Source organism: Streptomyces sp. AM25 (assembly GCF_058146165.1).
In genome coordinates this window covers 342,305-358,120 of sequence record NZ_JBKIWN010000001.1, presented here as the reverse complement: position 1 = coordinate 358,120, position 15,816 = coordinate 342,305, and the positions used below count along the sequence as shown (strand labels likewise).

Here is a 15,816-nt window from a genome sequence, read left to right as displayed (position 1 = left end):
AAGCGACTCCCCGTCGGCCCGATGGCTGAATCACACTCACCCCATGAAGATCCACAAGCCCATCGGGTGGCTGTTCGGGGAACGGGTCCTGCCTGCAGGGTCTGCACGCGCCCGATGCGTGCTGCGCGCGAAAGCGACCGTCACCGCGGCGGCGGCCGCCCTCCTCATGCTGGGGGCATCGTCCGCACATGCCGAAGCCCCGGCCGCCGCACCGAAGCTGACCGACGGATTCGGCCTGACCCAGGTCGGCGAAGCCACCGGCACCGCCACCAACTTCGTCATCACCGTGAGGACCGCCGAGGTCGCAGGGGACCATCACATCCGGATCCTGCTCCCGGACGACTACGCGACCGCGCCCGTGAAGCGCTACCCCGTCCTCTACCTCCTGCACGGTGCGTCCGACGACCCGGCCAACCCGGGCCTGGCCTACCCCGCTGTCACCGCGACCCAGAAGATGATCACGGTGATTCCGGACGGAGGACGACGCGGCTGGTACACCGACTGGCGCGACCAGAACACCGCCGCCGGTGCGCAGAAGTGGGAGACCTTCCACATCGATCAGGTGCTGCCGTTCATCGACGCCAACCTCCGCACCATTGCGGACAAAAAGGGTCGGGCTGTCGCCGGCATATCGATGGGCGGCTTCGGCGCCCTGCACTACGCCCAGCGGCACCCGAACCTTTTCGGCCAGGTCGCCTCGCTCTCCGGCGCCAACGACCTCTCGGCGAACCACCTCGTGATGCGGGCCGCCGTCGTCGCCACCCTGACCAACGCCGGTGCCCCGTTCTGCGGTTCCAGCTCCGGCACGACCTGTGCCCTGGACTTCGGTCCCACGGTGTCCAGCGACGCGGTCTTCGGCTCGCCGTACCCGGTGTTCAACGCCGACCGGCTCTGGAACGAGGCCGACCCCACCTCCCACATGGGCATCCTGGCCGACGCCGGCATCGGCGTCGCGCTCTACACCGGCAACGGCAACGGCAACCCCGCCAACGCGGAGTTCTGGGCGGAGTCGGCGACGGTGCACGCCAAGAACGCCCTGGAATCCCGTGGATACCCGGTCCACTACGTGAACTACGGCAACGGATCGGGCTGGGGCACCACGTGCAAGGGCGGCCACGACAGCGGCTGCTGGACGCAGGACCTCACGGACTACATCCCCCGCCTGGAGGCGGCGTTCGCCTCCTCCTGACCGCGTAATCCCTTCCTGCTCTGCCGCCCGGCGAACGCCGGGCGGCAGAGTCATGTGGCCGGCCTGCCCGGCAGTTGCCCCGGGTCGATACGAGCCTTGGGCGGCTTCCAGGCGGGAGAGCTCATTCTCCGCGGGGAAGGACCACTGGGTGAGAGACAAACTTCGCACCTATGGCGCTTACAGTGTCGGATGCGCCGTCACCTGGGCCGTCATCCTGATCGTGCTCACAGCCACCGGCTCCGGCAAACGAGACACCGTCCTCCTCGTGGCCGCCGGCTGGGTCATCGGCTGGGCATCGGCCACCATCGCCCGATTCGTCTACCCACCACCGAAGAAATGGCGGGGAGGCTCCGCGCCTGAGTGAGAGGGCTCTGCGGCCCCGCCCGTAGCCAGCTGGCCGGTAGCGCGCGGTGAAGACCACCTCCCCGCAGGCGGCGCACACCGTCTCGTTGCCCAACTCGCCCTGCGGTAACCGACCTTGCGTCAGACCTGCACCTCTCACCTTGCGGCCATGGCGCGGTCAGGAGCCAAGCCGCCACCTCTATAAACTCAATGTATACGCACTATGTATAGTGCACTCATGTCCACCCCTGCCTCAGCCCTGCTTGCCCGCCGTCTCCCCCGACCACTTCGGGCCATCAGGCATCTGCAGCCCCGTCCCCCCACTACGGGCGGGCGTCTGGCCGCAGTCGACGGGCTGCGTCTGCTCGCAGCAGCAGCCGTGGCCGCCTACCACTACCTGGGCACCCCGACCCCCCATTTCTGGGGCGAGGCCTACGACTTGCCGCAGGCGGCACCCCTGATTCACGCGGTCAGCGGCTACGGCTGGCTCGGGGTCGAGGCGTTCTTCCTGATCAGCGGCTTCGTCATCTGCATGAGCTGCTGGGGCCGCAGCCCGGCGCAGTTCGCCGTCTCCCGCATCTCCCGGCTCTTCCCGCTGTACTGGGCCGTCGTCCTGATCGTCGTCGCCATGGGCACCGTCACGGTGCTCGCCGGACAGCGGTCGGGGGCGCCCACGGACCTGCGCACCACCCTCGGCAACCTGACGATGATTCCCAGCCCACTCGGCCTGAACTTCACCGCAGGCGTCGCCTGGACACTATGGGTCGAAGCTCGCTTCTACCTGCTCATGGGCGCCCTGCTGCTGATCGGCCTGACCTACCGGCGCGTCATAGCCTTCGGGTTCCTCTGGCTCGTCCTGGCGTCCATCGGCCGCGAACTGCACTCCACCGTCCTGGACGAGGTCCTGCTCAGCCAATACGCCGGGCTCTTCGTGGCCGGTATCGCGCTCCACCTGATGCACCGCTTCGGACCCAACCTGCTCCTGTGGCTCCTGGCCGGCTTCGCCTGGTGTTACACCCTGACCGTCCTGAACGACCGCGTCGCCACGCACGCTGGCTCCAACTGGGCGATCAGTGCGGCCGTCCTCACCGGCTTCCTCGTACTGCTCGCCCTGGCCGGCCCCGGCCCGCTGCGCCACCTCCAATGGCGAGTCCTCGTCTACGCGGGCGCCTTGACCTACCCCTTCTACCTGGTCCATCAGAGCCTGGGCATACCTGTCACCCGAGGCATCCTCAAAAGCGTCCCCGGCCTCGGACTGCTCCCGTCGATCGCCCTCGGGCTGGTCTTCTCCCTGTTGCTGGCAGCCGCGTTGAACCGCCTGGTCGACCGCAGACTCGGCCGCCTGCTCCGCCGCCACCTCACCGCCGCCCTCAACCCCACTCCCAACGAGCAAGGCCGGCCCACACCGCCCGCTGCCGACGGTCCCCGCACATCAGCGCCTGACGCGGTGCCGAGAGCGTGTTGACGTCGGTGGATGGAGTGGGGCCGGGGGCGGAACCGTCATATTCCCGGCAGGCTTTGGGCCGGGATCACCGCTTCCCGAACAAACCGCCGAGCACCTTGCCCAGCGTGCTGCCTGCGTCCTTGCCGAGCGCCTCGGAGATCGCACCGCCGGTACCGCCGGGTTTGCCTGCGCCACTGAGCAGTCCGCCCAGGAGGTCGCCGAGCGGGCTGTCGGCTGCGTCGCCCGACTTGCCGCCGGACATCTGCTTGCCGAGATAGGCGAGCACGATCGGCGCGAGGATCGGCATCACCTCGGCGACCAGGTCGTTGCCGCCGCTGCCGGTCTCGCCGAGGGCGTTGATGACGGTGTGCTTCTCCTCGCCGAAGACATCGTCGACAATCTCGGCCCCTGCTTTGGCGTCGACCTGGTCGATGTCGACGCCGCCGTCGAGCAGACCGTCTTCCTGGTGCCGGTCGATCAGGCCCCGTACGGACTGGCCCTGTTGGGGACTGCCGGCCCGTGCCTGGAGCCCGCCGAGCAGGGCAGGCAGGGCCTTGTGCACGGCATCGGAGGCGGTGGCCCCGTCGACGCCGAGCTTCGCGGCGATCTGCCCGACCGGGACCTGGGACAGCAGGTCATCGAAGGTAGTCATGGCTTCACCTGTACTTGTCGGCGGTGGCCCGCAACAGTTGGCATCGAGGACAACGCGCGCCCGGCGGCTGCCCCGGGCGCGCGGCGAGGCGGGTTGAGGAGGGCATGTCACCGGCTGCCGTCAAGGTCCGCCGGGTCACGGGTCTGTCCCAGTGCCCGGAGGCCGTGAACACGTGGGAAGACGGCATGGCATGCTGCGCCCGGCTGTGCCTGTAACAGGCATGTATCAGGGGGTGGTTGGGCGGAACGGTTCGCCCCGCCACGCCGGTCCTGGTGATCAGAATCGCTCGCTCGTACCGACTCGTACCGAGCGGCCGGCACCCCAACCGATACCGAGGAAGAATCGATGCGCGTTCACAACCTCACCTTCGCTGTCCTGGCCGTTGCCGCGGGGCTCTCGCTCACGGCCTGTCAGAACGACGATGGCGGCACAGGGCGGAGCGACCCGTCGTCCGCGTCCTCCGCGTCTTCCTCGGGCGGCGGTTCGGGCTCGGCCGGTTCGGATCAGGGCAGCGGGAAGAACTCCGCCGGAAAGAGCTCGGGCGGGCAGGGCACGGCAGCCGGCACCGGCTCCCACGAGAGCGGAAAGGTCTCCAAGTGCCGTACCGACGGGCTGGAGATCACGGCCAAGGACGGCACCATCGACGGCGATCCCGACGGAACCGTCGTGGTGCAGCTGAAGAATCGCGGCAGCCATGACTGCGCGATCTCCGGGTACGCGGGCGTCGACCTGAAGACCAACGCGGGGTCGATTTCCGCGAAGCGCACCGGTGAGCAGGCTCCCTCGGCCGTCCTCAAGGTCGGGCAGCCGACGTTCTTCGGCATCACCTACCCGATCAACAAGTCGGGCGGATCCGGCGTCCGCATCACGGAGCTGCTGGTGACCCCGCCGAACGAGACGAAGACGGTCACCCTCCGCTGGCCTGGCGCCGCCACGCTGCCCGTCACGGACACCCCCGGCTCCCCGGTGAAGGTCGGTCCGATCGGAAGCGCCGGTCAGGGCGGCTGATCGGCACGCCCCCGAAGTCGCCCTAGTGTGCTGCCATGCGCGACGACACACCTGACGAAACGTCCCGCGTCCACCTGAGCCGGACCTTCGACGAGGACCCCGAACTGTACGACCGGGCCAGGCCCGGGTATCCGCGGGAGCTGTTCGACGACCTCGCCGGGACGGCCGGTACCGGCCCCGGCGTCCGGGTGCTGGAAGTGGGGGCCGGCACCGGCAAGGCGACCGTGCCGCTCGCCGAGCGCGGTTGCCGGATCACCGCCGTCGAGCGGGGTGCGGGCATGGCCGCCGTCGCCCGGCGCAAGCTGGCCGGGTTCGGGGCCGTGGAGGTCGTGACGGCGGACTTCGAGACCTGGCCTCTGCCCGCGGAGCCGTTCGACGTGGTCGTCGCGGCGACGGCGTTCCACTGGATCGATCCCGCAGTCCGGATGGTCAAGACCGCCGACGCGCTGCGGGCCGGAGGCGCCCTCGCCGTGGTCGCCACGCAGCATGTGGCGGGCGGCAGCGAGGAGTTCTTCGCCGAGGTCCAGGGCTGCTACGAGCGGTACGATCCGGCCACCTCTCCGGGGCTGCGGCTTCCTGCCGCGGAGGACGTCGACACCTCGGAGTACGTGGACGAGGTTGCACGCAGCGGCCGGTTCGGCCCTGTCGTCTTCCGGCGTTATGAGTGGGACCTGACGTACACCACGGCCGCTTACCTGGACGTGCTGCGGACCTACTCGGGCCACCGGGCATTGCCGCTGCAGGCCAGGGAGGGGCTGCTGGGGTGCATCGCCGGGCTGATCGACGGACGGTACGGAGGCCGGGTCACCAAGCGGTACTTGACGGAACTGCGGGTGTCGCGAACGGTCCCGTGCTCACGCTAGCGGCGGCGCACCGCCTTTCAGTGCTGCCGCCCGAACTCGACCAGCCGCAGACGGTCACCGTCGCGGACCCACTGCGAGACGGAGGCGTTCGGAACGGGCCACGGAACGGCGGGCCGTTCACCGCAGGCCACGTACCGCAATGCCACCACCACGGCGTCGTGCGCCACGAACAGCACCCGCTGCCCGGCGAGTTCGCCCAGCAACCCGTGGAGGCGCTCGGCGACATCGGGCAACGACTCCCCGCCGGGCGGCCGGTAGTCCCAATCGCCCATGCATTGCGGGGCCTGCTCGCGCAGGGCGACCTCGTTGAGCCCGTGGAACACGCCCATGCTCCGATCGCGCAGGCGCTCGTCGAAGCGGGCCGTCGGCAGGCCGGCGCACCGCGCCATCGCCGTCCAGGTCTGCCGGGCCCGCAGATAGGGTGACACGACGACCGTCTCCGGTGGCTCCTGGTCTGCCAGCCATCGCCCGACCCGGGCGGCTTGCTCCCACCCGGCCTCCGTCAGGGGCACGCCGGGATCGCTTCCGGTCGGCAGCGCCACGGGCACGCCTTCTGCCCGGGCCTGCTCGAACAGCATGTTCGCCAGGCTCTGCCCGTGCCGCACGGCGACCACGTGCTCAGGCAGAACCGGCATCAGTCCGACGAGTCGTCCGTTGTTCCGGACTGCTTCCGGGCCTTGTACGAACCGGACGGCGCGGCGCTTTGCCCCTCAGAGGTATGTCACCCGGCGGCGCACTCATGAGGCAAGTACTGCCCAGGTGCGGCACGTCGGACACGTCCGGCGCGCTCGCCGCTGCTCCCTCCGGACCCTCGGCAAGGTACTCAGGTGCCGTGGTGTGGTGTCCGTCCCTCCGGTACGGGGCAGGGATGGCCCCGGTGCGAGGCAATCCGACCCGGCGGGAGGGCACAGTGGTCACGGACCGGCACGCTCATGCGATGACCCACACCGACGCCGATGCGGCGCGGCATTACGAGCAGGCCCTCGACAGCCTGCTCCACTTCCGTGAAGACGTCGCCGCCGAGTCCGCGGCGGTGCTCCAGGCCTCGCCGAGGTCCGTCATGGGGAGCGTCTTCCGGACGTATCTCGGCCTGCTGGGCACGGAGGAGAAGGACGCGGCCGAGGCGGCCACCGCCTTCGAGGCGTACCGCCAGGACGTGTCTCCAGTCGGCCTGACCGCGCGTGAACGTATGCACGTCGAGGCGGCCTCCTGCTGGCTGGACGGTGACATGCACCGGGCGGGGCGCATCCTCGCCGACCTCGTCGTGGCGCACCCGCAGGACGCCCTCGCCCTCGCGGTCGGCCACCAGATCGACTTCCTCACCGGCAACGCCGTGCTGCTGCGTGACCGCATCGGCGGCGCACTGTCCGCCTGGGATGCCGACGATCCCCACTACGGCCTGCTCCAGGGCATGTACGCGTTCGGCCTGGAGGAGGCCGGGCACTACACCCTCGCCGAACACGTCGGCCTGGAGGCCGTGGAACGCAACGCGCGCGATGTCTGGGGCATCCACGCCGTCGTGCACGCCTACGAGATGCAGGGGCGGCACGAGGACGGCATCCGCTACCTCGACGCCCGCACCGACGACTGGTCGACCGGCAACTACCTCAACGTGCACAACTGGTGGCACTACGCGCTCTATCAGCTGGCGACGGACCGCACGGACAACGTCCTGGCCGTCTACGACGCCTCCGTGCACCACGACGGCTCGGCCGGGGCCGCCATGGAACTCCTGGACGCCGCATCGCTGCTCTGGCGGCTGTACCTGGCGGGCACCGACACCGGCCACCGCTGGCCCGCACTGGCCGACGCCTGGGCGCAGCGGGGCGACGGCGCCTACTACGCCTTCAACGACGTCCACGCCGTCATGGCCTACGTCGGAGCCGACCGCATCTCCGATGCCGAACGCCTCGTCCGTGACCGGGAGATGTGGTTGAGGAAGGCCGGCACCGGTCGCCCGGAGCCGTCCAACGTCGTGATGACCGCGGAGATCGGCCTGCCGGTGTGCCGCGCGCTCGTGGCCTACGGACAGCGACGGTACGCCGCCGCGGTCGACCTGCTCCTTCCCGTACGACATCGCCTCCACGGGTTCGGCGGCAGTCACGCCCAACGGGACGCCGTGCAGCGGACGTTGGTCGAGGCGTCTCTGCACGCGGGACGCCGCGACCTGGCCCGCACCCTGCTGAGCGAACGCCTCAACCTGCGCCCCCAGTGCCCCTATGGCCGGGGTGCGCGGGCCCGGCTGCTGCGCTCATAGCGTTTGCCGACCAGCGCTTGGAGGCGCTGGACGATGCGGCGCACCACGAAATCCAGGGCTTGACAACACTACTGCGGGGACTGGTGCAGGCAGCCGGGGCACATAGTTTGCAGCATGCTGCACGGCCCGACGCGGCAGGGTGAGCGATCGCCCGTCACATCCGTGCGGACCAGCACACGGTGGGTTCGGCGGTCCCTCACCGACGTCCACGCGATCGGGCCGTGCCAGCCGCTACTGATGATGGACAGAGGAGGCTTTGTGCCGGCGCACCCTGCTCGCATGCCCGCTACCGACCGCGGTAGCCCGGACTCGTGGCCGGCGGACCGGTTCCAACGGGGTTCGGGCAGCTGGTCGACCGCTGTGGCAGAACCGGAGCACGAGCCGGACGCCCTCGATCCGCTGGCACAGCGCGTCCACGCATCCGAGGACCAGCGGGCGGGCCGGACGGCGGCACACTGCGGACAAGGCCCAACAGGCCTGGGAACCTCTGCAGCACGGCTGACCGCGCCGTCCCATTCCGAGCCCGGTGTGTCCGCCCGCTTGGACGTGCTGTGGACCCGCAAGCGCGCGGCCGGTTCGGCCCTGGCGGCCCATGTCGCGCAGGTGCGCCGCCGCCTGGCCCACAGCCCGACGTCCCAACGCCCCGGCGGCTGGGTCTGCGACCCCGAGGGGACCTTGGCCGCGATGAGGCGCGATCCGGCCGCATGGGGGGAACGGTATGCGCCGTGGATGATGGAATGCGGGGAAGTGGTCGAGCACGGGCGGGTGCTGCTCGACGAGATCCGCAGTGTGCGCGGCGCCGTCGCCGGGGTGAGCGCCTCAGGACGGGCCGGGCTGGTCCCGGTCAAAGTGGGCGCGGACCGCGCGGGGGCGCTGATCGGCCGGGCCCGGCTCGGTGAGAATGCGGGTCGCTCCACCAAGTCGAATCTCTCCCCGTGCGGCACCTCGGAGTGGGCCGCTGTCATGCAGGAGTTCGGGCTCCAGGGGGTGGCGGCGTATCCGAATTTCGCAGCCGGCTGCTGGGGCGGGGGCCTGATGCCGGACATCTACGACGACTGGCGTCAGGACTACGTCGCCATGCTCATCTACGGCTTCTATCTCGAGTACAACGTCGACACCGCGTACGGCGGGGTGGAAAACCGCCTGCAACACGAGATCCTTGCACTGTGGGACATGCCCGACCTTCCCCCCGACCTGCAGGCACGGCGGGCGCACGTGGCAGCCGACCTCGCCTTCTTCGACAGCAAACGACGAGACGAGGCCGACGTCCACGATCTGCCCACCAGCGGCCTGAATGCCTGGGTCTACCGTGACCGCGACCTGTGGCGCGACTTCAAAGCCGCCGACAGCGGCTACTTCACCTACTATCTCTCCTTCATGCCCGGCTCCTGCGGCCGCGACGACATGATGCTCACCGGCCTGGTCGCCGACTGGGCCGACCTCGGACCGGACCTGCGCTTCCAGGAATGCGGCCAGTCGGTTCTCGCGCTGACCCGCGGCTCGGTGGCCATGCCGGACCTGCTGGCCTGCTACGAGCGCACCGTCTGGATGTTCAATGCGCACTGGACCGAGGAAGGCGGCGTCCGCGCCGAGCGCTACGCCGCGTGCATGGCGGTCCTGGCTGTCGGACCGTGGCTGCTGGGCAATCACCGCCACGACGTGTGGCGGTACTACTCCCTGGCCGCCGACCTGTGCGCCGCGGCGCAAGAGCGGGACCTGTACGCCTCCGGCCAGCTTGCCGACTGCTATGCCGAGGACCTGACCCCGACCATGCCGGCCGGCAGATCGCGCGTGCACGTCCCGCGCCGTGACCTGCCGTTCAGCATCGAGGTCGACGGTATCCGGCACACCGGCTCCGTCAGCCTGCACACAGTGGTCTGCGACGCCGTGGCCGACGGCGTGCTGCCCATGGGCATCGTCGACCACGAGTTCGTCGTCCCCTGGCTGCTGAGCGAGGGCAGAATCTCCCCCGCGAGCTTCCTCAGGCACATGGACCGCACCTACTGCCGCCACTTCGCCCAGCTCATGCGCTGCGGCCACGGAAGCGACTTCAAACGCGCCTTCAGCGAGCCGGTCGCGGCACTGATCATGGAGCAGTGGTGGCACGGCATGTACTTCGCGATCGGCGTCGGCAGCCTGATCGAGGCCCAGTCGGACCGGGTCGCCGGCGACCGCGCGCACGCCTGACCGGCCTATGTCTTCTACGGCACTGTGGCCGTTGCGGCCATCCACCTGTGGCTTCGTGCATGACCCGTCAGACGGAACCTGACCGGCCCCTGGTCGGCCTCCCCGGGTGCCTGGGGAGGCAGACCCGCCGCCTACGGGGTGATGATCACCTGGTAATTCTCACCGATGAGGATGCGGTCGGACTGCACCGCCCGCCCGAGCTCGCCCCCCGCATTGGTGTTGTCTTCGAGGTCGACATGGGCCCGTATGCAGGGCGCGTTGTACGGGCTTACGCCGGTGCCCCGGTCGACGGTGACGCCCGCAACGTCCCATACACCGCCGATCTGGCGCGGGGTGATGTCGATACACTGTTGACCGTCGTTCCCGCCCTGCACGGACCTGGCGAAGGGGTACTCGTCGCAGGAGTCGTTGGGGACACCGGTGGCGCCGTTGACGAATTTGAACTTCCCCCGGTAACAGGTCTTGGCACGCCTGTCCTTGGCTTCCGGGTCGAGCGGGTCGTAGAACCGGATCAGCGGGTGGTCGGCGTCGCCGTAATGGCCCAAGAGGTTCTTCTGCGCCCACTCGTAGGCGACGGCCGCCCCGTGGAATTGCGATTTCGAGAAGGTCACGTTGGCCATGTGGCCCGTGACGATGCAGCCGGAGGTGCCGCCTACCGACTGGTCACAGCGCAGGAGGGGCCCGAAGAAGCTCCCGTCGTTGGTGACGGGGCGCGCGCCGATGGTTTGCCCGTGCACGTGGTAGGAGAGCTGAACCTCAAGGCTCAAGTCCTTGGGGGTATTGGAGGTGTAGGTGATGCGTCCGGTGGCGTCGGCCCCGGTCTCGCTCCCTTCCGGGCCCAGGACCAGGGCCGCGCCGCCCCAGGCCGGTCCGCCTGTGGAGCAGCCGCCGCTGCAAAAGGAGTCGAGGGACATTTCCACGCCCTCGGTGCCGGGTGTCATTTCCTCGGTTATGGCGGTGATGTGCTCGGTCCAGCGCCCGCCCGGCTCGGAGTTGGGCTCGCCCATGATCATGAGCGCGACCAGGGTGTATCCGATCAGATTTCCCTTACCGTCGGTGACCGGGAACTCGACCCGCTCCCGCACGCAGTAGGCGAGCCGGGTGGAGACGACCTCAACACCGGATTTGTCGTAGCAGAGTTCCGCCGGAGTCGGCCTCTCCGGACTGCGCTCGGTGGCAGGGCCGCGCACGGTGGCGGGTGCGGGAAGGTTGTGCACGGGGCCCGGGGATACCTTCATGCAGGACCAGGCCGCGCCCTGGCGGTGGAGTTTGGATCCGGGGGCGACGGGCTGACAGGTGCCTTTCCCCTGAGGGGGAGCCGCCGGTGCGGCGGCTGCGGGGGAGGCGCCCAGCAAGGTACACAGCGCTGCGGTGAGGGCGAGCGAGGCTATCGCCGCCAGCAGTCGTCTGACGCGTTTCAAAGGTGGTCCCCCTTTTTCCGGTGGCATGTAAATCCACTCGGGATCGAACCGGCGTAGTGCCAGAATCTTCCACGTTCGTTCTTCGGCCCGTTCGGACCTCACACCGCCGCCCGTCTTCGCGACGGCACTACCGCGGTCGGCAGGATGCGCGGGCCCGGCGGCCGTCGCTGGACCGCTGAATGCGGCAGCGGCGGCCGGCGTCGCCCCTGACAGGGCACGGCACCGCCTGTTCGGTCTTCGGTCCCGTTCCTCCGTGGTGACGATGTAAACCTGGTACGGACATGTTCGCTTTCTCCTTGTTTTCCGATTGGTTGTGTTCCGTGCCTGCACTGGATGCGGTCGGGGCTCATACGGACGCTGTCGGTCGGCCGTCAGGATCGACGCTCCTCCTTCCGGCTCACCGCCGGACACCGTCCGGCTCGATTCGCTGGATTCTCTTCGGTCGCGCCGATGCCCCTCTGCCCCCGTCGTTCATAGGGCCGTTCACGCCGGCGCGCAAACATTCAAGGCACCACGGCCGCCGAAGGTCCTCGGTTTCAGAATGGGCAAGTTGGCCGAATATCGTGATGGTTTGGTGGCGGCCGGCCGCGTCGGCGGACGATGAGAGGCCGGTCCGGCAGTCGCCGGCCGTCGAGGTGACGGCAGCGGAATCACGGCTGAAACGGTCCGTCTGTGCGGCGGCGGTGGCGGATCGTAGCTTCGCAGATGAAATTCTGATGGCCCCCGGGCAGGTCAAGGCTGCGTAACAGCCCATGAAAGGTCATGGGTTTCACCTCGGACCGGCCGATTCCGTCATCGTCACTGCGTCGCTGCCGACGCTAAGTTCGCCTCGATCGACCACCGCTCCCCACCACATAACTGGCAGAGCTCCGGCCTGGGGCGTCATGGCGCCCGGCCAGGGAAAGGGCATGATGAGCCACTTAAGATCTTCCGGCCGCTGGACCAGAGGGCTGGTAGCCCTCACCGTAACCGCTGCATCGACGCTTGCCGCCCTCACTGCCGTGGCCGGCCCCGCCGCCGCGGCAGGGCATCCGAAACCCGCCACAACCGCCGACAAGCCGAAGCCCGGCGACGCCTGCACCTCCGCCGATCTCGGTACCCGCCACCCGATCATCAAGAGCGCCGAAGTCGCTCCCACCATCACGCACTTCAAGGGCTGGTACGTCACCGAAGGCTCGACCGGCAACCAGAGCGTCAGCACGAACACCACGGAGACCATCTCCGTCTCCGTCGGCCTCAACGGCACCGTTCAGGGCAGCTTCGCCGTCGAGACCCTCGGCTCCGTCGGCGCGAGCCTGGGCCTGAACGTCCAGGTCAACTACACCCACACATCCAGCACCTCCCAGTCGATCTCGTGGAACTTCCGCCAGCCCGGCTACTACGGCCTGTACGAGGGGACGAAGAAGGTCACCGGCACCTACGGCAGCCTCAACTGCAACCGCTCGGACGCGGGCGGCCTGAAGTGGACCGAGGGCCCCGACACCGGCAGCTACACCACCTACACCACCCTCGAAGAAGGCGCAGTGCGCTGCGAGGACAAAGTCCCCGCCAACAGCATCATGGCCAAGGCAAAGGGCCTGTTGGACTGCGGGACCCCCGCCGCCACCGCGAAGCACCCGGCAGGTCCCGTCCCCTCGGCCAAGGCCGACCAGGCCAAGCATGACGCCGACAACGCCGCAGCGGCCGCCAAGGCCGCCCAGAGCATGAAGGCCACCCGGGCCGCCAAGCCCGCCCCGCACGCCGCGCTGAACTGCCAACCCGGCGCCTACAGGATCGACGTCCCCGGCAAGGTCCTGAACTGGAGCGCACCGCTCCTGCCCAACGACGGCATCCGCCTGCGCGAATCCACCTTCTTCAGCGCCCACCTGGACAACTGGCGCCTGTGCAACGTGACCGAGCACAACGGGGTCATCGAGGCGTCCCTGTGGAACTGGGGCAACGGCGGGTGCGCGACCATCCCGGCGGACATCGCCAACCAGGAACAGGCCTACCTGACCACGGCCAACTGCGGTGAAGACGACCTCCAGCGGTTCTACATCTACCGCGACGTACCCGGCAGCTCGAACATCGGTCTGCAGAACAAGTACACCGGCTCCATGATGGGCCACGACCGGTACGCGGACGGGGAGTTGATCCGCCAGTACTCCAGCGGCAGGCAGGACGGTACGGGTACGTACGCCCTGACCGGAGTCTGACGGCCCACATCCCGTGAGCGCGGCCCCGCACGTGAATCCCAGGCCTCCCGGTTTCGTGCGGGGCCCTCCGGGTCTCTGTTCCGAGCCCGGCCTTGGGGGCCGGTGGAGCAGCCGATATCGGCTGCTCCACCGGCCCGCCGCCGGCTCGAACTCCTCCGTTCCTCGAAGGCCACCGCCTGCCCGAGCGGACGTCCGGCATTTACCGCGACAGCGGATGCGGGAAAGCGGCCCGCGTGGTCCAGGCAAAGACGAAGGCCGGTACCACGGGGAGCAGGGCCGTCCACGGGAGCATCGTGAGCGGAGAGGTGCTCAGCAGTCCGCCCGTCAGTGCTCCTCCTCCGATGCCCAGGTTGAACGCGGAGACGTACCAGGAGGACGCGGCGTCGGGTGCGGTAACTCCCAGGCGGAGAACGCTCGATTGCAGTGTTACCGGCAGTGCGCCGAAGGCGACGCCCCACAGGGCCACGGCCACCACAGTGAGTGGCTGCAGCCGGACGCTCGCACCGAGCAGAGCCAGTGAGCCGGCCATCAGGGCGATGGTGCCGAGCAGGACGGTGTGCGGGCGACGGTCCCCCAGGACACCGCCGAGCCAGGTTCCCAGGAAGCCTGCCAGTCCGTACAAGGCAAGAAGCATGCTGGTGGCGGCCTCGCCGAAGGCAGCGGCGTCGTGCAGGAGCGGGGTCACGTAGGTGTAGACGGTGAAGTGTCCGAGGACGAGCAGCGCGGTCGCTGTCACCATGTGTCGCAGGCCAGGCAGGCGCAGCGCCCCGCCGAGGCCTGTCGACCGCGGCGGGGTGGGGCGGTTGGGAATGTCGGGCAAGAGCCGCTGGGCGGCGGCGAGTGCCCCGAGACCGAGGGCCGCCGCGCCGCAGAAGGCACCGCGCCATCCGAGGACGCCGCCGAGGACGGTGCCCAGGGGGATGCCCAGGACGAGGGCCGTCGAGTTTCCGAAGAAGACGACGGCTGTTGCGTGGCCCGAGCGGCCGGGCGTGGCGAGTGCGGCGGCGTATCCCGCGACGATCGACCAGAAGACCCCGTGCGCCATCCCGCATAGGAACCGGCCGATCGCCAGCATCGGATAGCTTACTGCGGCCGCAGAGAGCACCGTGCCGAGGGAGAAGACCGCACTCACGGTGATGTAGAGGCGCTTGCGCGGCCAGCCCGCGGTCCGATGGGTGAGCGGAGCTGCCGTGAGCCCGACGGTGAAGGCGTACACGGTGACCAGCAGCCCCACCCGTGATCGCGCGACTCCCAGATCGTCGCTGATCGGTGTCAGCAGCCCGACCGGCAGCAACTCTGTGGTGACGACGACGAAGGTTGTAGTGGCGAGGACGAGCAGGCCGGCCCGGCGCCGGGCCGGCGACTTCGTGGGCGGGCCGGCCTGATCCGTGAGGAGCGGTGCGTTCACGCTGACGTGGCGGGCAGAGCGGCGAGGAACTCGCGGACGTGGCGGAGCCAGGTCGCTCGGTCTGTCGTGTTCAGGATGTGGGCGGCGCCGGGCAGTTCGATCAGCTGGGCGTCCGGGATGCCGGCCGCCAGGCGGTACGAGCTTTCGGGCAGCACCAGCCGGTCGCCGGTCGGCGCCACCACCAGGGTGGGTGCGGACACCTTCGCCAGGTCGGTCCGGACGTCCACGCGGGACACCAAGTCGAAGTGGTCCACCATGCCCGGCGGCATCGCGGCCAGGGTCCGGGCGACCGGTGCGTCGAGGTCGGCCGGTTCCACGTCCGCCAGATCTGCCGGAGACATGCAGGACAGGAGGGCGAGTCGTGCGAGGTCGTCCCACTGACCCGCGGCCGCCAGGGACTTGATCAGCTGGGCGGCGAGGGCCAGGACGGGGTCGGCGGTGGGGAAGCCGGCGGTGAGGACGAGGGCCCGTACACGGCTGGGGTGTCGTGTGGCGATCCGGACGGCCACGGCACTTCCGAGGGACTCTCCGAGGACGGCGAAGGAGTCCTGGCCGGCTGCCACGGCGGCCGCGACCAGGTGGTCGGCGAGGTCGTCCAGGTCCAGTGGTCCGACGGCGGCGGGGGAGCCGCCCGCTCCGGGGTAGTGCGGACCGACGAGGGTGTGGTCCCGGGCGAGGTCGTCGAGGACGAGGCCGAAGTTTCCCTCGATGCTGCCGCCGGCGCCGTGCGCGAGCAGGAGTGCGGGGCCGCGCCCCTGCACGAGGACATCGAGGTGAGAGGTGGGAAGCGCATGATCAGTGGTCATGCAGCCGACGCTAAACTCCGACATCAGTGTCAGAGTCAAGTAGC

Annotated in this window: 13 protein-coding genes; 8 read left to right on the top strand and 5 right to left on the bottom strand. The window is 69.4% G+C overall.

What is annotated here, in order from left to right; translation table 11 throughout:
- Window positions 1-166: 166 nt before the first annotated feature.
- The 3 genes from ACLHRZ_RS01315 (at window position 167) to ACLHRZ_RS01305 (ending at window position 2,996) form a co-directional block, all read left to right on the top strand.
- The gene (locus ACLHRZ_RS01315; protein ID WP_490416445.1) at window positions 167-1,189 is read left to right on the top strand and encodes an alpha/beta hydrolase; all 1,023 of its coding nucleotides are present in this window, start codon (window positions 167-169) and stop codon (window positions 1,187-1,189) included.
- 148 nt (window positions 1,190-1,337) lie between these two features.
- The gene (locus ACLHRZ_RS01310) at window positions 1,338-1,553 is read left to right on the top strand and encodes a hypothetical protein (protein WP_490416289.1); all 216 of its coding nucleotides are present in this window, start codon (window positions 1,338-1,340) and stop codon (window positions 1,551-1,553) included.
- 216 nt (window positions 1,554-1,769) lie between these two features.
- Window positions 1,770-2,996 carry an acyltransferase family protein gene (locus tag ACLHRZ_RS01305; RefSeq protein ID WP_490416288.1) on the top strand — a complete coding sequence of 409 codons (1,227 nt, stop codon included), beginning with the start codon at window positions 1,770-1,772 and terminating at the stop codon, window positions 2,994-2,996.
- Window positions 2,997-3,060: 64 nt separating this feature from the next.
- Here the strand turns inward: ACLHRZ_RS01305 and ACLHRZ_RS01300 are convergent, their stop codons facing one another.
- Window positions 3,061-3,627: a DUF937 domain-containing protein gene (locus ACLHRZ_RS01300; RefSeq protein ID WP_490416287.1), complete on the bottom strand. Its 567-nt coding sequence runs from the start codon at window positions 3,625-3,627 to the stop codon at window positions 3,061-3,063.
- Between the two features lie 345 nt (window positions 3,628-3,972).
- Between ACLHRZ_RS01300 and ACLHRZ_RS01295 the strand changes: the two genes are divergently transcribed.
- Window positions 3,973-4,635, top strand: a complete 663-nt coding sequence (locus ACLHRZ_RS01295; protein ID WP_490416286.1) for a DUF4232 domain-containing protein — start codon at window positions 3,973-3,975, stop codon at window positions 4,633-4,635.
- A 35-nt stretch (window positions 4,636-4,670) separates the two neighbouring features.
- The gene (locus ACLHRZ_RS01290; protein WP_490416285.1) at window positions 4,671-5,498 is read left to right on the top strand and encodes a class I SAM-dependent methyltransferase; all 828 of its coding nucleotides are present in this window, start codon (window positions 4,671-4,673) and stop codon (window positions 5,496-5,498) included.
- Between the two features lie 17 nt (window positions 5,499-5,515).
- Here ACLHRZ_RS01290 and ACLHRZ_RS01285 read toward each other — a convergent pair whose 3' ends face one another.
- Entirely contained in the window at window positions 5,516-6,133 is a 618-nt protein-coding gene (locus ACLHRZ_RS01285; protein ID WP_490416284.1) for a histidine phosphatase family protein, read from the bottom strand.
- A 302-nt stretch (window positions 6,134-6,435) separates the two neighbouring features.
- Between ACLHRZ_RS01285 and ACLHRZ_RS01280 the strand changes: the two genes are divergently transcribed.
- The gene (locus ACLHRZ_RS01280; RefSeq protein ID WP_490416283.1) at window positions 6,436-7,755 is read left to right on the top strand and encodes a tetratricopeptide repeat protein; all 1,320 of its coding nucleotides are present in this window, start codon (window positions 6,436-6,438) and stop codon (window positions 7,753-7,755) included.
- Window positions 7,756-8,283: 528 nt separating this feature from the next.
- Window positions 8,284-9,942 carry a hypothetical protein gene (locus ACLHRZ_RS01275; RefSeq protein ID WP_490416282.1) on the top strand — a complete coding sequence of 553 codons (1,659 nt, stop codon included), beginning with the start codon at window positions 8,284-8,286 and terminating at the stop codon, window positions 9,940-9,942.
- A gap of 131 nt (window positions 9,943-10,073) precedes the next feature.
- On the opposite strand, the gene ACLHRZ_RS01270 is transcribed toward ACLHRZ_RS01275, so the two are convergent.
- Window positions 10,074-11,159 carry a NucA/NucB deoxyribonuclease domain-containing protein gene (locus ACLHRZ_RS01270; RefSeq protein WP_490416281.1) on the bottom strand — a complete coding sequence of 362 codons (1,086 nt, stop codon included), beginning with the start codon at window positions 11,157-11,159 and terminating at the stop codon, window positions 10,074-10,076.
- Window positions 11,160-12,274: 1,115 nt separating this feature from the next.
- On the opposite strand from ACLHRZ_RS01270, the gene ACLHRZ_RS01265 reads away from it, so the two are divergent.
- Window positions 12,275-13,558 (top strand): hypothetical protein, encoded by a 1,284-nt coding sequence (locus tag ACLHRZ_RS01265; protein WP_490416444.1) that lies wholly within the window; start codon window positions 12,275-12,277, stop codon window positions 13,556-13,558.
- A 199-nt stretch (window positions 13,559-13,757) separates the two neighbouring features.
- Here the strand turns inward: ACLHRZ_RS01265 and ACLHRZ_RS01260 are convergent, their stop codons facing one another.
- Complete coding sequence (locus ACLHRZ_RS01260) at window positions 13,758-14,966, bottom strand: MFS transporter (protein WP_490416280.1); 1,209 nt, start codon at window positions 14,964-14,966, stop codon at window positions 13,758-13,760.
- The gene (locus ACLHRZ_RS01255) at window positions 14,963-15,772 is read right to left on the bottom strand and encodes an alpha/beta fold hydrolase (protein WP_490416279.1); all 810 of its coding nucleotides are present in this window, start codon (window positions 15,770-15,772) and stop codon (window positions 14,963-14,965) included. Before ACLHRZ_RS01255 ends, ACLHRZ_RS01260 begins: the two co-directional genes overlap by 4 nt.
- Between the last annotated feature and the right edge of the window lie 44 nt (window positions 15,773-15,816).